This window comes from Stenotrophomonas sp. STEN018, assembly GCF_056760235.1.
The window spans coordinates 1-15,834 of the sequence record NZ_JBRREK010000072.1 but is presented as its reverse complement, the minus strand read 5'-3'; the positions used below and the strand labels follow the sequence as shown (position 1 = coordinate 15,834).

Below are 15,834 nucleotides of genomic sequence, written 5' to 3'. Positions count from 1 at the left end.
CCCCCCCCCCCCCCCCCCGCCCCCCGCCCCCCCCCCCCCCCCCCCCCCCCCCCCCCCCCCCCCCCCCCCCCCCCCCCCCCCCGCCCCCCCCCCCCGCCCCCCCCCCCCCCCCCCCCCCCCCCCCCCCCCCCCCCCCCCCCCCACTACAGGTGAGGCCTCCCGCATGCCGATCCATGGATCAGCATGCGGGGCGTTGCCCGGCATTACATCCGGCGCAATTCCCAGGCGCGGTGGATGCGGGCGTTGCGCTCGAAATCCGGGCCGATGGTCTGTGCGGAAATCTCGCGGCAGTTGGCGAACTCGGCCACCGCGCTCTCGTCGAGCTTGAAGCGACGGAAGTTGTTGGAGAAGTACAGCACGCCGTCGGACGTCAAGCGATCCATCGCTGCACGCAGCAGGCGCACATGCTCGCGCTGAATGTCGAAGTCCTCGGCGCGCGCCGAGTTGGAGAAGGTCGGCGGGTCGCAGAAGATCACGTCGTAACGATTTTTCTCAGCTTCCAGCCAGGTCATCGCGTCGCCCTGCACCAAGGTGTGCTGGCTGCCGCCTTTACCATTGAGCGCGAGGTTGTCGGCGCACCACTGCAGGTAGGTACCCGACAGGTCGACGCTGGTGGTCGAAGAGGCACCAGCAACCGCCGCTTCCACGCTGGCCACGCCGGTGTAGCAGAACAGGTTGAGGAAGCGCTTGCCGCGCGCTTCCTGCGCCATATGCGTACGCAGTGGACGGTGATCGAGGAACAAGCCGGTGTCCAGGTAATCGAACAGATTCACGCGCAGCAGCGCGTTGTTCTCACGCACCAGGATGAACTCGCCACGCTGTTCGAAGCGGCCGTACTTGCTGCCGCCCTTGCCGCGCTCGCGCGACTTCAAGGCGACCTGCTCAGCCGGCACCTGGAACACTTCGCGGGCAGCAGCCAACAGTTCGTTGCGACGGCGACGCACGTCCACGTCCGGAATGGTGGCTGGTGCCGCGTATTCCTGCACATGCAGGAAGGTGCGGTTCTTGCCACCGTCTTCGCGGTAGACGTCGATCGCCGCCGCGTATTCCGGCAGATCGGCGTCATAGGCACGGAAGCAGGTGATGCCTTCGCGATTCAGCCAGTTCTTGAATTTCTTGAGGTTCTTGCGCAGGCGGTTGGCGACCATCTGCGCGCCTTCGCTAAGCTCGCGCGGCTGGCCGGCGTTCTCGCGCTCAGGCACGGCAATCGGATCACAGACGATCAGCGCGCATTCGATGGCGCCGTTGAACATCTGGTACTTCTTGCCGGCACGCAGGCCGGTGGCAAACGCCAGGTCGGCGCTGCCGCACAGCAGGCTTGCGCGCCAGGTCGGCACCGCCCGCTTGAGCGCATCGCCGATACGGCGATACAGCACGGTGTCAGCGGCCAGACGTTCGTCGTACGGCGGATTGCAGACGACGCAGCCGGTTTCCTGCGGCGGCACCTGCACGTCGGCCACGTCACGCACGCCGAACCAGATGGCTTCGCTGACGCCGGCCACTTCGGCATTTTCCTTGGCCGCACGGATTGCCTGCGGGTCGATGTCGCTGCCGTGGATCACCTGCTTGAGCGCAGCACGGCCGACCTGCTCGCGCTGGCGCGCTTCGGCGGTCAGTTCTTTCCATTGCGCCTGGTCGAAACCACGCCAGCGGCTCGGCGGGATGCTGCCGTGACGCTGCAGGCCCGGCGCCACGTCGGCGGCCATCAAGGCGCCTTCGATCAGCAAGGTACCGCTGCCGCACATCGGGTCGAGCAGACCACCGCCTTCGGCGTGGATCTTCGGCCAGTTGGCGCGCAGCAGCACGGCTGCGGCCAGGTTTTCCTTCAGCGGCGCGTCGTTCTGCGCCATACGCCAGCCGCGACGGTGCATCGGGCCACCGCCCAGGTCGATCGAGATCGTGGCGCGGCCCTTGCGCAGCGACAGGTTGATGCGCACGTCCGGGAATTCAGCATTGACCGACGGCCGCTCCATGCCCTGCCCGCGCAGGCTGTCGACCACGCCGTCCTTGACCCGCTGTGCGGCAAAGCGCGCATGGGTGATGGCGGTGCCGGACACATGCGCGTCCACCGACAAGGTCAGCTCGGGGGTGATGTGCTGGTCCCACGGCATTGCCGCCACGCCCTGATACAGCGAGTTCTCGTCCGGGCACTCGAATTCCTGCAGCGGCCACAGCACCCGGCTGGCCAAGCGCGACCACAGCACCACGCGCTGCGCATCGCGCAGTTCGCCTTCGGCATTGACGCCGGAAATGGTGGCGGTCGCCCGCGGCAGGCCCATCGCCAGCAGTTCGTCGGCGAGCAGGTATTCAAGGCCCTTGGCGCAGGAAACAAAGAAATTCACGGGAGATATCAACTTTCAGAAAGGGAATCAGGCCAGCCAGACAGGCAGGCACGGTGGCCGGCCCCGGGGCATCCAGGGCCTCTATTGTAGGCAGTTGCCCGCCGCGCCGTCGGATTCAGCCGGCAGCCGCGTTCACAAACCGCGCAGCAAGGCCTCGAAGGCTTGGCAGGAGGCGTCCACATGGCGCATCAGGCGGTGGCCGTCATCGACCAGCAGCAGCCGTGCCGAGCGCTCTGCGGCCCAGGCAATGACATCGGCGGCCGGGATCAGCTCGTCGTTCCAGGCGTGGACCACGCTGATCGGCACCGCCGCGGCGTCCAGCGCCGGCATCGGCCCCATCGTGGTCGGCGGCACCATCAGAAACAGCCCGGCAACCGGCACCTGCAGCGAGGTGATCGCCGAGATATAGCCGCCCAGGCTCGACCCCGCCAGCACCAGCGGGCCGCGCGCAGCCATCTCGGCCGCACGCTCCACCAGCCGCTGCAGCCGCGCCGGCACGTCGCCGACCCGGCTGATCTCGTGCTTGGCGTCCAGGTCGGTGTAATCCGGACGTTCGTGGCTCCAGCCCAGACGTTCGGCCACATCGGCCAGCGCGGTGACCTTGGTGGCGTCCGGCCCGCTCTCGAAGCCGTGCGACAGGATGCAGTGGCCGCGGCTCATGGCTGGCGGCAAATCGTGGGGGAAATCATGCGTGAATGCTAGCATCCACGCATGCACCTGCCGCCCTCCATCATCGCCAAACCGCTGCCCTACGAACACCAGCTGGCGCAGCGCAAGCCCGCCGAGATCGACCTGGTGGTGATCCACTGCACCGAGCTGCCGGACCTGGCCACGGCGCGCGAGTACGGCGAACGTGCGCTCTACGACAACGGCAGCGGCAACAGCGGCCATTACTACATCGACCGCGACGGCAGCATCCAGCAATACATCGCGCTGGACCGCGTTGCCCATCACGTGCGCGGCATCAACCCGCGTTCGATCGGCATCGAGCTGGTCAACCGTGGGCGCTGGCCAAACTGGTTCGATTCCAACAACCAGGCCATGAGCGAGGCCTATCCCGAAGCGCAGATCGCCGCGCTGGTAAGGCTGCTGGAGTGGCTGCCGCAGGCGCTGCCGTCGCTGCGCTACATCGCCGGCCATGAGCAGTTGGACACGGCCTTGGAGCCGGCCAGCGATGACCCCGGCCTCAGTGTGCAGCGCAAGCTCGATCCCGGCCCGATGTTCCCGTGGGAACTGGTGCTGCGCGCCATTGATCTGCAGCGGCTGCCGGACTGAGCAACACCTTGGCAGCCGCTTACTGCGGCAGGTACTGGAACTTTTCGCCGGCCGTCACCGCAAGATCCAGCCGGTTGATGGCCGGCGCAATCGGACACACCACGTGTGGGGTGAACGCGCAGGGTGGGTTTTCGGCGCGATTGAAGTCCAACTGCACCACACCGTCGGCGGGCATCGCCGCGTACACATAACGCGCACCACCATAGGTTTCGCGACCACTGGTGCGGTCCGACAACAGGAAGAACAAGCGCCGCGATGGCGGTGCGGCCTCATCCAGCACCGGCTGCAGGTGATAGCTGCGCCCATTTACCTCAAACACGGCCTCACCCGGCACAACCGCCGGCAACGGCGTACCGATCGAGGTCAGCAATACCGCCTGCTTGGGCGCCGGGAACGGCCGCCATTGCGCGCTGATGTTCCATTTCGGGTCGACCGGAAAGTGTTCGATAGCCGTAAACGCCAGGCGCCGCGGCGATTGCGGGTCGCGGTAGCGCCAGCCCAGGATGCTGCCGGTACGCACCAGATAGAACTCCGAGTCACCCACTTCAATGCGACTGGCCTCGTTGACATGGGCGACACCGGGTACCAGCACCGTCTGCTGCAGCGGCTGGCCGTTCATCTGAGCACCCGCGCGGGTACCTGCGGTGAAGGTGGCTTCGCCATCGCGGTCCACCTGCAGGAAACCAAGCTCGGCAGGACCACTGGGCAACACCACATCATTGGCCGCAGCGCTGCCCACCCGGTAAGCACCGGTCTTGAGCCGGCCCGAGCCGGTGTAGCTGAGCCAACCATCGGGCGCGCGCAGCTCGGCCAGACGCTGCGTCCGCCACTGTTCAATGTCGCGCAGATACTGACGCGCTGCATCGTCGGACAAGCCGCTGCCCGGCGCATTGCATGCCCCAAGAACCGCCGCCAACAGCGCTACACCTAGCCATTTCAATGAACGCACGCTTCCCCCGAAGCATTCATAACCATCGGCACCGCGCCCACTCGCGGCGTACTGATCACTCAAACTGTGGCGACCGGCCTGCCTGCATCGCTGGACCAGCCACTCCAGGAATCACTGAACACACGCAACCCGGGCATGCCGGCATGCGCAAACGCCAGGGCGAGATGACAGGCAGTGACGCCCGAACCACACATCACCGCCATCTGCTCCGGCGCCTGCCCGGACAACAGCGGCGCCAACTCAGCGTGCAGCTCCTGCGCAGAACGGAAACGACCATCACGCAGGTTCATGCCGAACGGCCGGTTCAGCGCGCCGGGGACATGCCCTGCGACCCGATCCAAGGGCTCGACTTCGCCGCGGTAACGTTCACCGGCACGCGCATCCAGCAGCCATGCCGGCGTCTGTGACAAGCGCGACTGCACTTCATCGATGCTGACCACCTGGGTCATATCGAAATGACCGGGATAGGGCGACAACGCGGCGACTACAACCGGGGCCGCATCAAGCGCGTGCCCTGCCGCTTGCCACGCTGCCAGCCCACCATCAAGCACGGCGACCTTGCGATGGCCGATCAATCGCAGCAACCACCACAGACGCGCCGCCGCCATGCTGCCATCGGCCGCATCGTAGACCACCACCTGGGTATCGGGCGCAATACCCCACCCGCCCAGAAGCTCGGCAAAGACCTCACTATCTGGCAGCGGATGCCGGCCATGCCCTTGCTTGCGCATGTCCGACAGGTCTCTTTCCAGATCGGCGTAAACCGCACCAGGAATATGCCCTGCGGTATAGCCAGCCGCGCCGGATTGCTTGTCTGCCAGCGAGTAGCGTGCATCCATCACCCGTAGCGTGGCGCTGGCAGCAGTCCGGGCATCGACCACGCGAACTATCGGCTGCGCCAAAGCCTCAGCCAGATCCGCTGCATCGACCAGCGTGGTCCACGAAATGCTGGTCTGGCTCATGCCATCTGCTCCAAACGACGACGAAGGTTGTAGAGGATGGCTGCGGTCGCCCCCCATATGCGCTGTCCGGGCCAGCTGTATTCCATGACATGGCGGATACGCCCACCATGCTCGATCTCCACCTGACGCAGATTGGCCGGGTCCATCAGGTAATCCAGCGGCACTTCGAATACCTCGGCAACTTCACCGGGTTCGGGGCGCGCGACGAACGCGGGGTCTACCACCGCAACCACCGGCGTCACCCGGAACCCGGTGATGGTGATGAACGGGTCCAGATAGCCAAGCGCCAATACCTGGTCGCGCTGCAAAGCGATTTCCTCGTCGCTCTCACGCAAGGCTGCCGCCAGCGGATTGCGATCGACGGTTTCGATACGGCCACCGGGGAAGCCCACCTGTCCGCCATGGTTGCGCAGCGCCTCGGTACGTCGGGTCAAAATCACCTGGGTACCCTGCGCGCGCGGCACCAACCCAGCCAATACCGCCGCTTCCACCGGCGGCCCAGGCGGCAACAGGTCTTCCAGCTCGGAACGGTTCCAGCCCTGTCCAGTTGGCGTTTGGGTCAATGGCATCAAGGCCTGCTGCAGCCGATCACGGCCCTGCAGTTGATCAGCAAATGCCGCCGCATGACGTGCACGCCTTGACAATTCATGTGTCATTACCCGCCGCCGCTCGTCCTCGCTCATACGCAGCCAGCCACCGATCTCGGCACCATTGCGCCAGCAACCACGGCAATAACCCTGCGCATCAAGCGCACAGATGCCAATGCAGGGGCTGGAGATGACACGAGCAGGTGCATCCATCAATTCAGACATCGCGCTAGCGTAGCGCGAGGCGCACTTTCGGACCAGTTACCCGCCTTTTGCATCACTGGATTTGCCTTGCTCCAATGGCAATGTAGATGCCCATGAGGGCCTCGCTCCGGCCTGGCCTGCCAGCGCTTACTCCCATTCATTATGTGACGGCCATCAAATTGTGGTTGAGCCTGGGTTCATCAACGGGCACACTCCAGTTGCCGACAGGGGGAACACGAATCATCCGATGCGCGAGACGCGCGTTCGATCAGCGTGGCTGTTCGACACCTGCCTCGCCTGCATACGGATGGAGCCTTATCGCTTTTCACTCTGTAAGCGGAGCCCGGAAATGAGAATGGCAAAACCCTCCTTGTTGTTATCGGCGCTGGCACTGTCCGCCAGCCTTTCAGTACAGGCCCATGAGCCGCCAACGGACGGCAACCCAAGTACCCCTACCGAAAGCGGCATGGTCGCCGGCATCGATGCCAAGACCGGCAAACTGCGCAAACTCACCGATACAGAAATCCGGGCACTTTCCGACAAGGCCAACGCGATGCCGTCGGCAAGCCGCAGCGCCGCCGGAACCAACGCCGCCTGGGCACGTATTCCGCAGACCGGCACCGACGCTGCCAAGACCATACGGATGCAGAGCAACGGCATGAGCACCGCCGATCTGCCGCTGTCTGCGCTGAATTCGCTGAGCATTGAGCGCGACGCCGCGGGTGAGGTGCATATCCTGGAGAATGGCGCCCCGCTTTCGCACGGCAGGCAGGAGGTGTCCGAATGAAGACCTTGCTGCTCTCAGCCGTCATCGGCAGCTGCCTGCTCGCCACCACTGCGCACGCCGGCATCATCACCCCCATCAATCAGGATCCGGCCGGCATAGGCCTCAACGACCCCACCGTACGCGCGCCGGAAGGCGGCAACCCCGGTAAAAGTGTTGGCGAACAACGCCGCATCGTCTATCAATTTGCCGCCGATCTATGGGGCGCGGTACTGCAGAGCGATGTGGAGACCTTCGTCGGTGCCAGCTTCCAGGATCTGACCTGCACGGCTACCGGTGGCACCTTGGGCTCGGCCGGTGCTTCCTGGATCGCAACCACGCCACCGTCAGGGGCTACCCTGGGCATGATCTATCACGCCCCATTGGCCAACGCACTCAATGGCAGCCGCATCACCATCAGCGGCGCTGGCACCGATATCACCAGCCGCTTCAACAACAATCTGGGCGGCAGCAATCCTGACGGCACACCCTGCATGACCGGCTCGGGCTGGTACTACGGCCTGGACGGCAATGCGCCGGCAGACCGGATCAGCTTCCTTGACGTGGTGATGCATGAAATCGGCCACGGCCTCGGCTTCTCCGGTTTCGTCGGCTACACAACGGGACGACTGGGCGAGCGCCTTGGCATTCCCCAGTACTACGGCTATTCGGACGTCTATACCGAAAACGCCTTCGACAACCTGTCCGGCAAGCGCTTCACCGAAGCGAGCATGACCAATGCGCTGCGCGCCGCATCAATCAAGACCCGTGGCGCACCGGCCTGGAATGGCGCAACCACAAGGGCACAAACGCCATTGTGGCTTGACCCTGCAGTGGTACTTTCGGTCAACGGCAGCAGCGTGGTCACGCAGTTCTTTGGCACCGCATCGTTCGGCCCTCCAGCCACTCCTGCCAACTTCAGCGGCGCGGTTGCCGTTGCCAACGACGGCACCGGCGCCGATACCGCCGATGCCTGCGAAGCGATTCCTGCCGGCAGCCTCAGCGGCAAGGTTGCCTACATCAATCGTGGCGGCTGCGCGTTCGAGATCAAGGCAGCCAATGCACAGGCAGCAGGTGCGGTCGCAGCGATCATCGGCAACGTTGCCAGTTCCGGCGATCCGGGCACGGCGCCCGGCATGGCGGAAGACCCCAGCGTCAACGCCACCATCCCTACCCTGAGCGTCAATCTCACCGATGCCAACCTGATCAAAGCAGCAGCACAGGCGGGCACCGCGTTGACCGCGGCATTGGGCCAGGTTGCCGGGCGCTATGCCGGTGCCGATGCCAACGGACGTCCACTGCTATACGCACCCGCGGTGGTTGCCAGCGGCTCGACGTTCTCACACTTTGAAAGTGTGTTGATACCCGACGCGTTGATGGAGCCGGCCAACAGCCCCAATACCGACGCTGGGCGCATGGTCGACCTCACCTTGGCAGCGTTTGTCGACGAAGGTTGGGACTTGAATGCAGGCACTGCACGCATCGGCAGCTGCGATACGGGGGTAAAGCTGTTCAAGGACCCCGGTTTGATCGCAGGCGCCAATGTGCAGGCACAGGATCGTCTGTGCCGCACAACCGCCAAGGGCAACCGGGCACTCTACCTGCGCTGCATGAACGACACCGCAGCCTCGTTGAGAGCCGCCAGCATGATCAGTACCGTCGAGCAGGCCGGCATCCGCACGTGTGCGGCCAAGGTGACGACGCCGTAGAACCAGTCCAACAGAGATTGCCTGTAGTGCCGAGCCATGCTCGGCAGGGGCTCCAGCAGTGCTGCCAGCGGCTTGCCCGGAACAAGCACTGTATTGTCAAGAAGCGCGGGCGCCTTGCGGGCGCCGGCTCTTCTTTTGTGTTGCGCACAGCGTTGATAGCCACCTGCCCTGCAACTGTCCAGCTTGCGATGGTCGCCTCCTGCTGCCTGATCCAATAGCGCGCATGCATTGGGCTGATCGCTGATGACGCGCAGCTGCTGGCGTCGCGGGTAGAGCCCCTGCCGAGCATGGCTCAGCACTACCGGGATCCCGGACAAGATGCTGGCGACGCTGACAGAGCCTCAGTCGAGCATGGATCAGCAGCACCTGCAATCCAGTGCGAACCGCGGACAAAAAGAAAGCGCCGGTGTTGCCACCGGCGCTTCGTATTGCATCACTGGGTCGCTATTACTTGACGCTGACCAGCTTGATCTCGAACTGCACAGCCACGTTCGGCGGGAACGGCGTGCGCGGGTCGGCACCGTAGGCCTTGTCCGCCGGCAGGGTGACTTCCCACTTGGCGCCAGCCGGCATCTGCAGCAGGGTTTCGCGCATGGCAGCCATTTCCACTTCGCTCAGCTTGATCGACGGAATCGACTGTGCCGGGCGAGCTTCGGTCGGACGCTGGCCGTACGGGAACGGACCGGCAACTTCCAGCGCAACGGTGCTGGCCTGGGTCGGCTTGGCGCCGGCACCGGCTTCGATCACGCGGTACTGCACGCCGCTGGCCAGGGTCTGCACGCCGGCCTTGGCCTTGTTGGCGGCAATGAACTGGTCACTGCGGGTCTTGTTTTCAGCGGCAGCCTTTTCGTACTCGGCCTTGGCGGCCTGGGCACGGCCCTGCTCGCGACGCTGGAATGCTTCAACCGCCGGCTTCAGCTGATCGGCAGTGATTGCCGGCTGCTTCTTGGCATAGGCATCCTGCAGGCCCTTCACCACCGAAGCGATGTCCAGCTGCTCGCCACGGCCGGTGAGTTCGGCCAGGTTGTTACCGTAGTCATAGCCGAAGTAATAGCTCAGCTTGCCCTTTTCGGACGCGATGTCCTGGGCGAAAGCGGTGCCGGTGACGGCCAGGGCGGCCACGGCGACCGCAATAGAACGCAACTTCATCAAACAGTTCTCCAGGAATGGTGTCTCAGGGCAAGCATGCCGCTAGAGGCGACGGGTTAGGATAGCCGTCACAAAGGCTGTCCGCCACTGACGACGCTCATCTATGACCGTCACAGATTGAAAGAGTTCCAGACATTACTTTTTTTTAACGTTTCGAGGCTTTCCCCTTATGTCCGAGTCACCGGTTTCGATCAGCACCCATGCAGGCGTCCGCACCATCACCGTGCAGCGCCCGGAGAAGCTCAATGCCCTCAACCGGCTAACCCTGGAAACGCTGGATGCTGCCTTTGCCGAAGCGGCGCAGGCTGAGGACGTAAGAGTGGTAATCCTGACTGGCGCCGGCAGCAAAGCCTTCGTTGCCGGGGCGGACATCTCTGAAATGAACGCACTGACCCCGGTTCAGGGCCGTGACTTCTCGCTGGTCGGGCAGCGCCTGATGCGCCGGATCGAGCGCCTGAACAAGCCGGTCATCGCGATGGTGAATGGTTTTGCATTGGGCGGCGGCATGGAACTGGCCATGGCCTGCCACCTGCGGATCGCCGCCGACAGCGCCAAGGTCGGCCAGCCCGAGATCAACCTGGGCTTGGTGCCGGGTTTCGGCGGCACCCAGCGCCTGTTGCGCTTGGCTGGCCGCGCAGCCGCACTGGAACTTTGCCTGCTCGGTGCGCCGATCAGCGCCGAGCGCGCCCAGCAGCTGGGCCTGGTCAACCGCGTGGTGCCGGCCGCCGAGCTGGAAGCAGAAACCACCAAGCTGGCCGAACAGCTGGCCAACGCGGCGCCGTTGGCCCTGCGCGGCATCCTCGACGCGATCAACGTCGGTGGTGAGTGCGCTATCGAGGAAGGGCTGGAATACGAAAGCGCGCAGTTCGGCCTGGTGTTCTCCACCGACGACATGCGCGAAGGCACCAGTGCCTTCCTGGAACGCCGCAAGCCGGAATTCAAGAATCGCTGAGTTGTCCATGTCCAACGCAAGCGCCACGCCACGCCAACTGCTGCAATTCGTACTGGACGATGATCTGGATGCGGCGCTGCGTGCCGGGCTGATGAACTACCTGCCGCAGCCCGGCGACGCGCTGCTGGATCCTGCGCACCCGCAGCTGCCACAGCAACTCCAGCAGGCCCAGCAGCAGTTGCACGCGGCCTGGGCTGCACGTGAGCGCTATCGTGCCCGCGCCGCCCGGCTTGAACGTCGCGATGCAGAGCGTCAGGCGCGTCGTGCGCCACCGCCGGTAGCAGACAGCAAGCCGGCCCTGCCCTCGGCGGCGGCGGCAATCCTTGCCCGGGCCAAGGCGCGCGCCGCAGAGAAGCCGGGCACATGAAGGCAGTTGCAGTGAAGAAAACGACAGTGAAGAAGACAGCCCCAAAAAAAGTCGGTGCAAAGAAGATCGCGGTAAGGAGCGCTCCGGCAAAAAAAACCGCAGCGCCGAAAAGCACATTGGCTCGCGGCAGCAAACGCATGACTGCCGCCGAAGTACTGGAGATGTTCACGCGTCTGCGTGAGCTCAACCCGCACCCGACCACCGAGCTGGAATACAGCTCACCTTTCGAGCTGCTGGTGGCAGTGACCTTGTCGGCGCAGGCCACCGATGTTGGCGTCAACAAGGCCACCCGCAAGCTGTTCCCGGTGGCCAATACCGCCCAGGCCATTCTTGCCCTGGGCGAAGAAGGACTGAAGCCTTACATCGCCACCATCGGCCTGTTCAACGCCAAGGCCAAGAACGTGATTGCCGCCTGCGCGATCCTGGTGGAGAAATACGCCGGCGAAGTGCCGGCCGAGCGCTCCGCACTGGAGGCCCTGCCCGGGGTTGGCCGCAAGACCGCCAACGTGGTGCTCAATACTGCCTTTGGCCAGCCGACGATGGCGGTAGACACGCATATCTTCCGCGTCTCCAACCGCACCGGGCTCGCCCCGGGCAAGGATGTGCGGGTGGTCGAGGATGGCCTGATGAAGGTCATTCCGGAAGAATTTCTGCAGGATGCGCACCACTGGCTGATCCTGCACGGGCGCTATGTCTGCAAGGCGCGCAAGCCGGATTGCCCGCAATGCGTGATTCGCGACCTCTGCCACTTCAAGGACAAGACCGCCGACGCTGCGTAAGCATTGGCGGCTGCCATCTGCACGACACTTTCCCGTAACAGCTCCAAGGCTCAATACGCAGGCCCTTGTGCCACCGGGCGTAAGCTGGTCGCCGAACTGTCACATTTACGCAATCTTTACGCCCTAGCCTTCGCAGCAACCTCCAACTGCCTGCAAGGCTACCCACCCAATGAAACTGCATCGCCAACTCCTCACTGCGGCCGTGGCTGCTGCACTGTTCGCGCCGGCTGCACACGCTGAAGTCGCCATCGACGTTATTGGCGGTTCCGAAATCACCTTCGAAGGTCTGGTCCAGGCCGACGGCAACTGGTTCAGCAATGACAAGGCTGACTTGAACGGCAATACCGGCAAGAACGGCAAGGACAGCGAGTTCGAACTGCGTCGCGCCGAGTTGGTGCTGAAGGGCAAGGGCCCGGGCAATATCGAGTGGGTGGTCGGCTATGACGCCAAGGCCGACAAATTCCTGGACACCAACGTCAAGTACAAGCTGGGCGGCAACAGCAACCACTTCCTGCAGGCCGGCCAGTACAAGCAGCCGAACAGCCTGGAAGAGCTGTCCAGCACCAAGAACAACGACTTCATCTCCAAGGCTACCGTTACCAACACCTACGCCGTTGCCCGCCGCCTCGGCGTTGGCTACGGTCTGGGTGATGCCAACTGGTCGGTCACTGCATCGGCCTTCGGCCGCGAGCTGACCCGCAAACTGGCCCACGGCAGCGGCTACGGCGTGCGCGGCACCTTCGCCCCGATCAACGAGAAGGGCAACATCCTGCACCTTGGCCTGAGCTACGTCGATTACGACACCGACGCCGACCTGCTGCGCCTGCGCGCGCGCCCGAACGCCGATCTGGCTACCGTGCGTCTGGTCGACAGCGGCGACCTGAAGGACACCGACCGCCTGAGCACCATCGGCGCCGAAGCGATGTACGTGCGCGGCCCGTTCAAGGCCCAGGGCGAGTATTACAGCTCCAAGGCCAAGCGTTACGACCACGCCAACTACAGCACCGACGGCTATTACATCAGCGGCGTGTGGAACGTCACCGGTGAGACCTGGGGTTACAAGGGCGGCACCCCGAGCCTCGGCCTGCCGGACGAACCAGGCCGTGGCATGTGGCAGCTGGGCGCACGCTTTGACCATATCGATCTGAATGACGGCGGCCTGAAAGCCCCGGCCGTGGTCGGCGGGACTCCGCTGGTGGACGGCGTGCTCGGCGGCAAGATGGACATCTGGACCGTGGGCGCCAACTGGTACTGGCGCTCCAACTTCAAGGCCTCGTTGAACTACGTGATGGTCGACAGCAACAAGTACGTTTCGGCCAGCAAGAAGTTTGTCAGCGACAAGCCGGACATCCTGGAAGCGCGCCTGCAGTTCTTCTGGTAAGCATTGGCTGCATGCAACACCAAGAACGCCCCGCAAGGGGCGTTCGTCGTTACAGCGATGGTTTTTGTAGGAGCGGCATAAGCCGCGAAGCTGGCGGCGCCGATGCGCAAGCGATTATCGCAATCTGCGGGTGTGTCAGCTTCGCGGCTTATGCCGCTCCTACAAAAACCAGGGCACGAGCAATTCCACAAGCTGAAGCTGTGTAAGCTTCGCGGCTCATGCCGCTCCTACAACAAACCTCAGGGAGCGCACCGACTGGATGGCCCCATGCGCACCTGCCTGCTCGTACTGCTGTTTTCCCTACCCATCACCGCCTTCGCCCAGGATTGCGGTGGTGACAGCGCTGCGCGCATCACCCAGGCCTACCAGCAACGCGATATCAACGCCCTGCCCGACCGTCCTGGCTGGGCCGTCGACGCCGAACGTGGCGCTTGCCGCGTCTGGCCGGCCGACACGTCGTTGACCTTGATCGCAGTACCGGTACTGGGTCCGGAGGAATTCAACGGTGAAGTGCAGCAAGGCGACCTGGATGTACTGGTGGTCGACAGCGCCAGCCTGCGTCCACGCGCGGGCCTGCGCCTGCCTGAAGTGATGAGCAGCGATGCCATCCATGTCGACAGCGTCGGCCTGGATACCGCACGTTACAACCTCTCCCCCAGCGTGCGCGCGTTCGGCGTCCGCAGCTCACGCAGCAACTCGTCGCAGCCCAACCCTTTCAGCGAAACCTGGCTGCAGCTACTGGTATTCAACGGCATCAACCTGGAGGCTGTTACCGCGCAGATCGTGGTCTCCAGCAGCGGCGGCGAATGGGACACCCGCTGTGCCGGTGAGTTCCATGAAACAAAGCGCACGCTGGAGGCTGGCCCCACCCCGGCACAGGGCTGGGCAGCACTGACGGTGCGCGAGCGCGGTGCCAGCACCGTCAGCCATGAGGATGCCGCTGGCAGCTGCATTGAACAGCGGGAAGACCACCCCGTTCGCAGCTTCAAGCTGCAGCCAAAGGGTCACTCTTACCCGCTCCCCCGCGAGATAGAAGCAACATTCTGATGACATGAGGCATTGTCATTTGAACGTCATGTGACAGACGCTGCACTGTCATCAAATCGTTATGAAATAGGCGCCGGGCGGAACTCACCGCACATTCACACCTCCCAGGAGCCACTTGTGATCCACGCCATCAAATCGCGCGCAGCCGTTGCCATCCTCGCAGCGTCGTCCGTGTTCGCCGCCAACGCTGCCGATGTTACCGGCGCCGGCGCGTCCTTCATCTACCCGGTCATGTCCAAGTGGTCGGCGGATTACAACACCGCTACCAGCAAGCGCGTGAACTACCAATCGATCGGCTCGGGCGGCGGCATTGCCCAGATCAAGGCCAACACGGTGGACTTCGGCTCGTCCGACGCCCCGTTGAAGCCGGAAGAACTGGCATCCGCAGGCCTGGTGCAGTTCCCGTCGGTGATTGGCGGCGTGGTGCCGGTGCTCAATGTTGCCGGCGTTGAGCCGGGCGCGATGAAGCTGGATGGCCCGACCCTGGCCAACATCTTCCTGGGCAAGATCACCAAGTGGAATGATCCGGCCATCGTCGCCCTGAACGCCGGCCTGACCCTGCCGGACACCAAGATCACTGTCGTACACCGCTCTGACGGTTCGGGCACCACCTTCAACTTCGTCAACTACCTGTCCAAGGTCAATGCCGATTGGAAGACCAGCGTCGGCGAAGGCACCAGCGTCCAGTGGCCGGCCGGCATCGGCGGCAAGGGCAACGAAGGCGTGGCCGCTTACGTCAAGCAGATCAAGGGTTCGATCGGCTACGTGGAGTTCTCCTACGCACTGCAGAACCGCCTGACCTTCTCGCGCATGAAGAACGCTGCCGGCAACTTCGTGCAGCCGCGTGACGAGAGCTTCTCGGCTGCCGCAGCCAGCGCCGACTGGGCCAATGCACGTGACTTCTACCTGGTGATGACCAACGCCCCGGGCGAGCAGGCTTGGCCGATCACCGCCACCAACTTCATCCTGATGCGCAAGCAGCCCAAGAGCGCTGAAGGTGCCAAGGCCGCCGTCGAGTACTTCCGCTGGATCTACGCCAACGGCGACGCCCAGGCCCGTCAGCTGGACTACGTGCCGCTGCCGGACCCGTTGGTCCGCCAGATTGAGACCTACTGGCAGCAGAACCTGCGCTACTGAGTAAAGAGCCGGCGGGACCCTCTCCCTCGTCGTCTCAAGCGCGGATCAAGTGATCCGCGCTTTTTTCTGTTTTGTTTTTGTGGGAGCGGCGTCAGCCGCGAAGCCGGAAGTCCCGAAAGCCCTGTAGAGCCGAGATCCTATGTTCGCGGTCAAGCCTGCTGGAAGCAGGCTTGACCTATTCTCAGCATGGTCGGATCGAAATCCCGGCCGCTTTTGAATACCCCCCACGCG

The 15,834-nt window shown here is 64.0% G+C and carries 15 protein-coding genes; 9 read left to right on the top strand and 6 right to left on the bottom strand.

Annotated elements, in window-relative coordinates:
- Positions 1–203: 203 nt before the first annotated feature.
- Both rlmKL and ACVOMB_RS18960 read right to left on the bottom strand, forming a co-directional pair.
- A complete protein-coding gene (rlmKL, locus tag ACVOMB_RS18965; protein ID WP_481532609.1) occupies positions 204–2,342 on the bottom strand; it encodes a bifunctional 23S rRNA (guanine(2069)-N(7))-methyltransferase RlmK/23S rRNA (guanine(2445)-N(2))-methyltransferase RlmL in 2,139 nt (712 codons plus the stop codon).
- Between the two features lie 132 nt (positions 2,343–2,474).
- Complete coding sequence (locus ACVOMB_RS18960; protein WP_481532608.1) at positions 2,475–3,002, bottom strand: YqiA/YcfP family alpha/beta fold hydrolase; 528 nt, start codon at positions 3,000–3,002, stop codon at positions 2,475–2,477.
- A gap of 51 nt (positions 3,003–3,053) precedes the next feature.
- Here ACVOMB_RS18960 and ACVOMB_RS18955 point away from each other — a divergent pair, with 51 nt between their 5' ends.
- Complete coding sequence (locus ACVOMB_RS18955; protein WP_481532607.1) at positions 3,054–3,617, top strand: N-acetylmuramoyl-L-alanine amidase; 564 nt, start codon at positions 3,054–3,056, stop codon at positions 3,615–3,617.
- Between the two features lie 19 nt (positions 3,618–3,636).
- Here ACVOMB_RS18955 and ACVOMB_RS18950 read toward each other — a convergent pair whose 3' ends face one another.
- The 3 genes from ACVOMB_RS18950 to ACVOMB_RS18940 form a co-directional block, all read right to left on the bottom strand.
- Positions 3,637–4,557 carry a DUF1684 domain-containing protein gene (locus tag ACVOMB_RS18950; protein WP_481532610.1) on the bottom strand — a complete coding sequence of 307 codons (921 nt, stop codon included), beginning with the start codon at positions 4,555–4,557 and terminating at the stop codon, positions 3,637–3,639.
- Positions 4,558–4,625: 68 nt separating this feature from the next.
- Positions 4,626–5,528, bottom strand: a complete 903-nt coding sequence (locus ACVOMB_RS18945; protein ID WP_481532606.1) for a sulfurtransferase — start codon at positions 5,526–5,528, stop codon at positions 4,626–4,628.
- Positions 5,525–6,340, bottom strand: a complete 816-nt coding sequence (locus ACVOMB_RS18940; protein ID WP_481532605.1) for an NUDIX hydrolase — start codon at positions 6,338–6,340, stop codon at positions 5,525–5,527. Before ACVOMB_RS18940 ends, ACVOMB_RS18945 begins: the two co-directional genes overlap by 4 nt.
- 334 nt (positions 6,341–6,674) lie before the next feature.
- On the opposite strand from ACVOMB_RS18940, the gene ACVOMB_RS18935 reads away from it, so the two are divergent.
- Both ACVOMB_RS18935 and ACVOMB_RS18930 read left to right on the top strand, forming a co-directional pair.
- Positions 6,675–7,106: a post-PEP-CTERM-1 domain-containing protein gene (locus ACVOMB_RS18935; RefSeq protein WP_481532604.1), complete on the top strand. Its 432-nt coding sequence runs from the start codon at positions 6,675–6,677 to the stop codon at positions 7,104–7,106.
- Positions 7,103–8,791, top strand: a complete 1,689-nt coding sequence (locus tag ACVOMB_RS18930) for a PA domain-containing protein (protein ID WP_481532603.1) — start codon at positions 7,103–7,105, stop codon at positions 8,789–8,791. Before ACVOMB_RS18935 ends, ACVOMB_RS18930 begins: the two co-directional genes overlap by 4 nt.
- A 447-nt stretch (positions 8,792–9,238) precedes the next feature.
- On the opposite strand, the gene ACVOMB_RS18925 is transcribed toward ACVOMB_RS18930, so the two are convergent.
- Complete coding sequence (locus tag ACVOMB_RS18925; protein ID WP_481532602.1) at positions 9,239–9,940, bottom strand: FKBP-type peptidyl-prolyl cis-trans isomerase N-terminal domain-containing protein; 702 nt, start codon at positions 9,938–9,940, stop codon at positions 9,239–9,241.
- Positions 9,941–10,109: 169 nt separating this feature from the next.
- Between ACVOMB_RS18925 and ACVOMB_RS18920 the strand changes: the two genes are divergently transcribed.
- From ACVOMB_RS18920 to pstS, 6 genes are all read left to right on the top strand, one after another.
- Complete coding sequence (locus ACVOMB_RS18920; RefSeq protein ID WP_481532601.1) at positions 10,110–10,892, top strand: enoyl-CoA hydratase/isomerase family protein; 783 nt, start codon at positions 10,110–10,112, stop codon at positions 10,890–10,892.
- A 7-nt stretch (positions 10,893–10,899) separates the two neighbouring features.
- Positions 10,900–11,259 (top strand): hypothetical protein, encoded by a 360-nt coding sequence (locus tag ACVOMB_RS18915; protein WP_481532600.1) that lies wholly within the window; start codon positions 10,900–10,902, stop codon positions 11,257–11,259.
- A 137-nt stretch (positions 11,260–11,396) separates the two neighbouring features.
- The gene (gene nth, locus ACVOMB_RS18910; RefSeq protein ID WP_481532599.1) at positions 11,397–12,038 is read left to right on the top strand and encodes an endonuclease III; all 642 of its coding nucleotides are present in this window, start codon (positions 11,397–11,399) and stop codon (positions 12,036–12,038) included.
- 169 nt (positions 12,039–12,207) lie between these two features.
- Entirely contained in the window at positions 12,208–13,419 is a 1,212-nt protein-coding gene (locus ACVOMB_RS18905; RefSeq protein WP_481532598.1) for an OprO/OprP family phosphate-selective porin, read from the top strand.
- A 267-nt stretch (positions 13,420–13,686) separates the two neighbouring features.
- Positions 13,687–14,466 carry a PA3715 family protein gene (locus ACVOMB_RS18900; protein ID WP_481532597.1) on the top strand — a complete coding sequence of 260 codons (780 nt, stop codon included), beginning with the start codon at positions 13,687–13,689 and terminating at the stop codon, positions 14,464–14,466.
- Between the two features lie 117 nt (positions 14,467–14,583).
- On the top strand, positions 14,584–15,603 hold the full coding sequence (pstS, locus tag ACVOMB_RS18895; protein ID WP_481532596.1) for a phosphate ABC transporter substrate-binding protein PstS: 1,020 nt from the start codon (positions 14,584–14,586) through the stop codon (positions 15,601–15,603).
- The last annotated feature ends 231 nt before the right edge of the window (positions 15,604–15,834 follow it).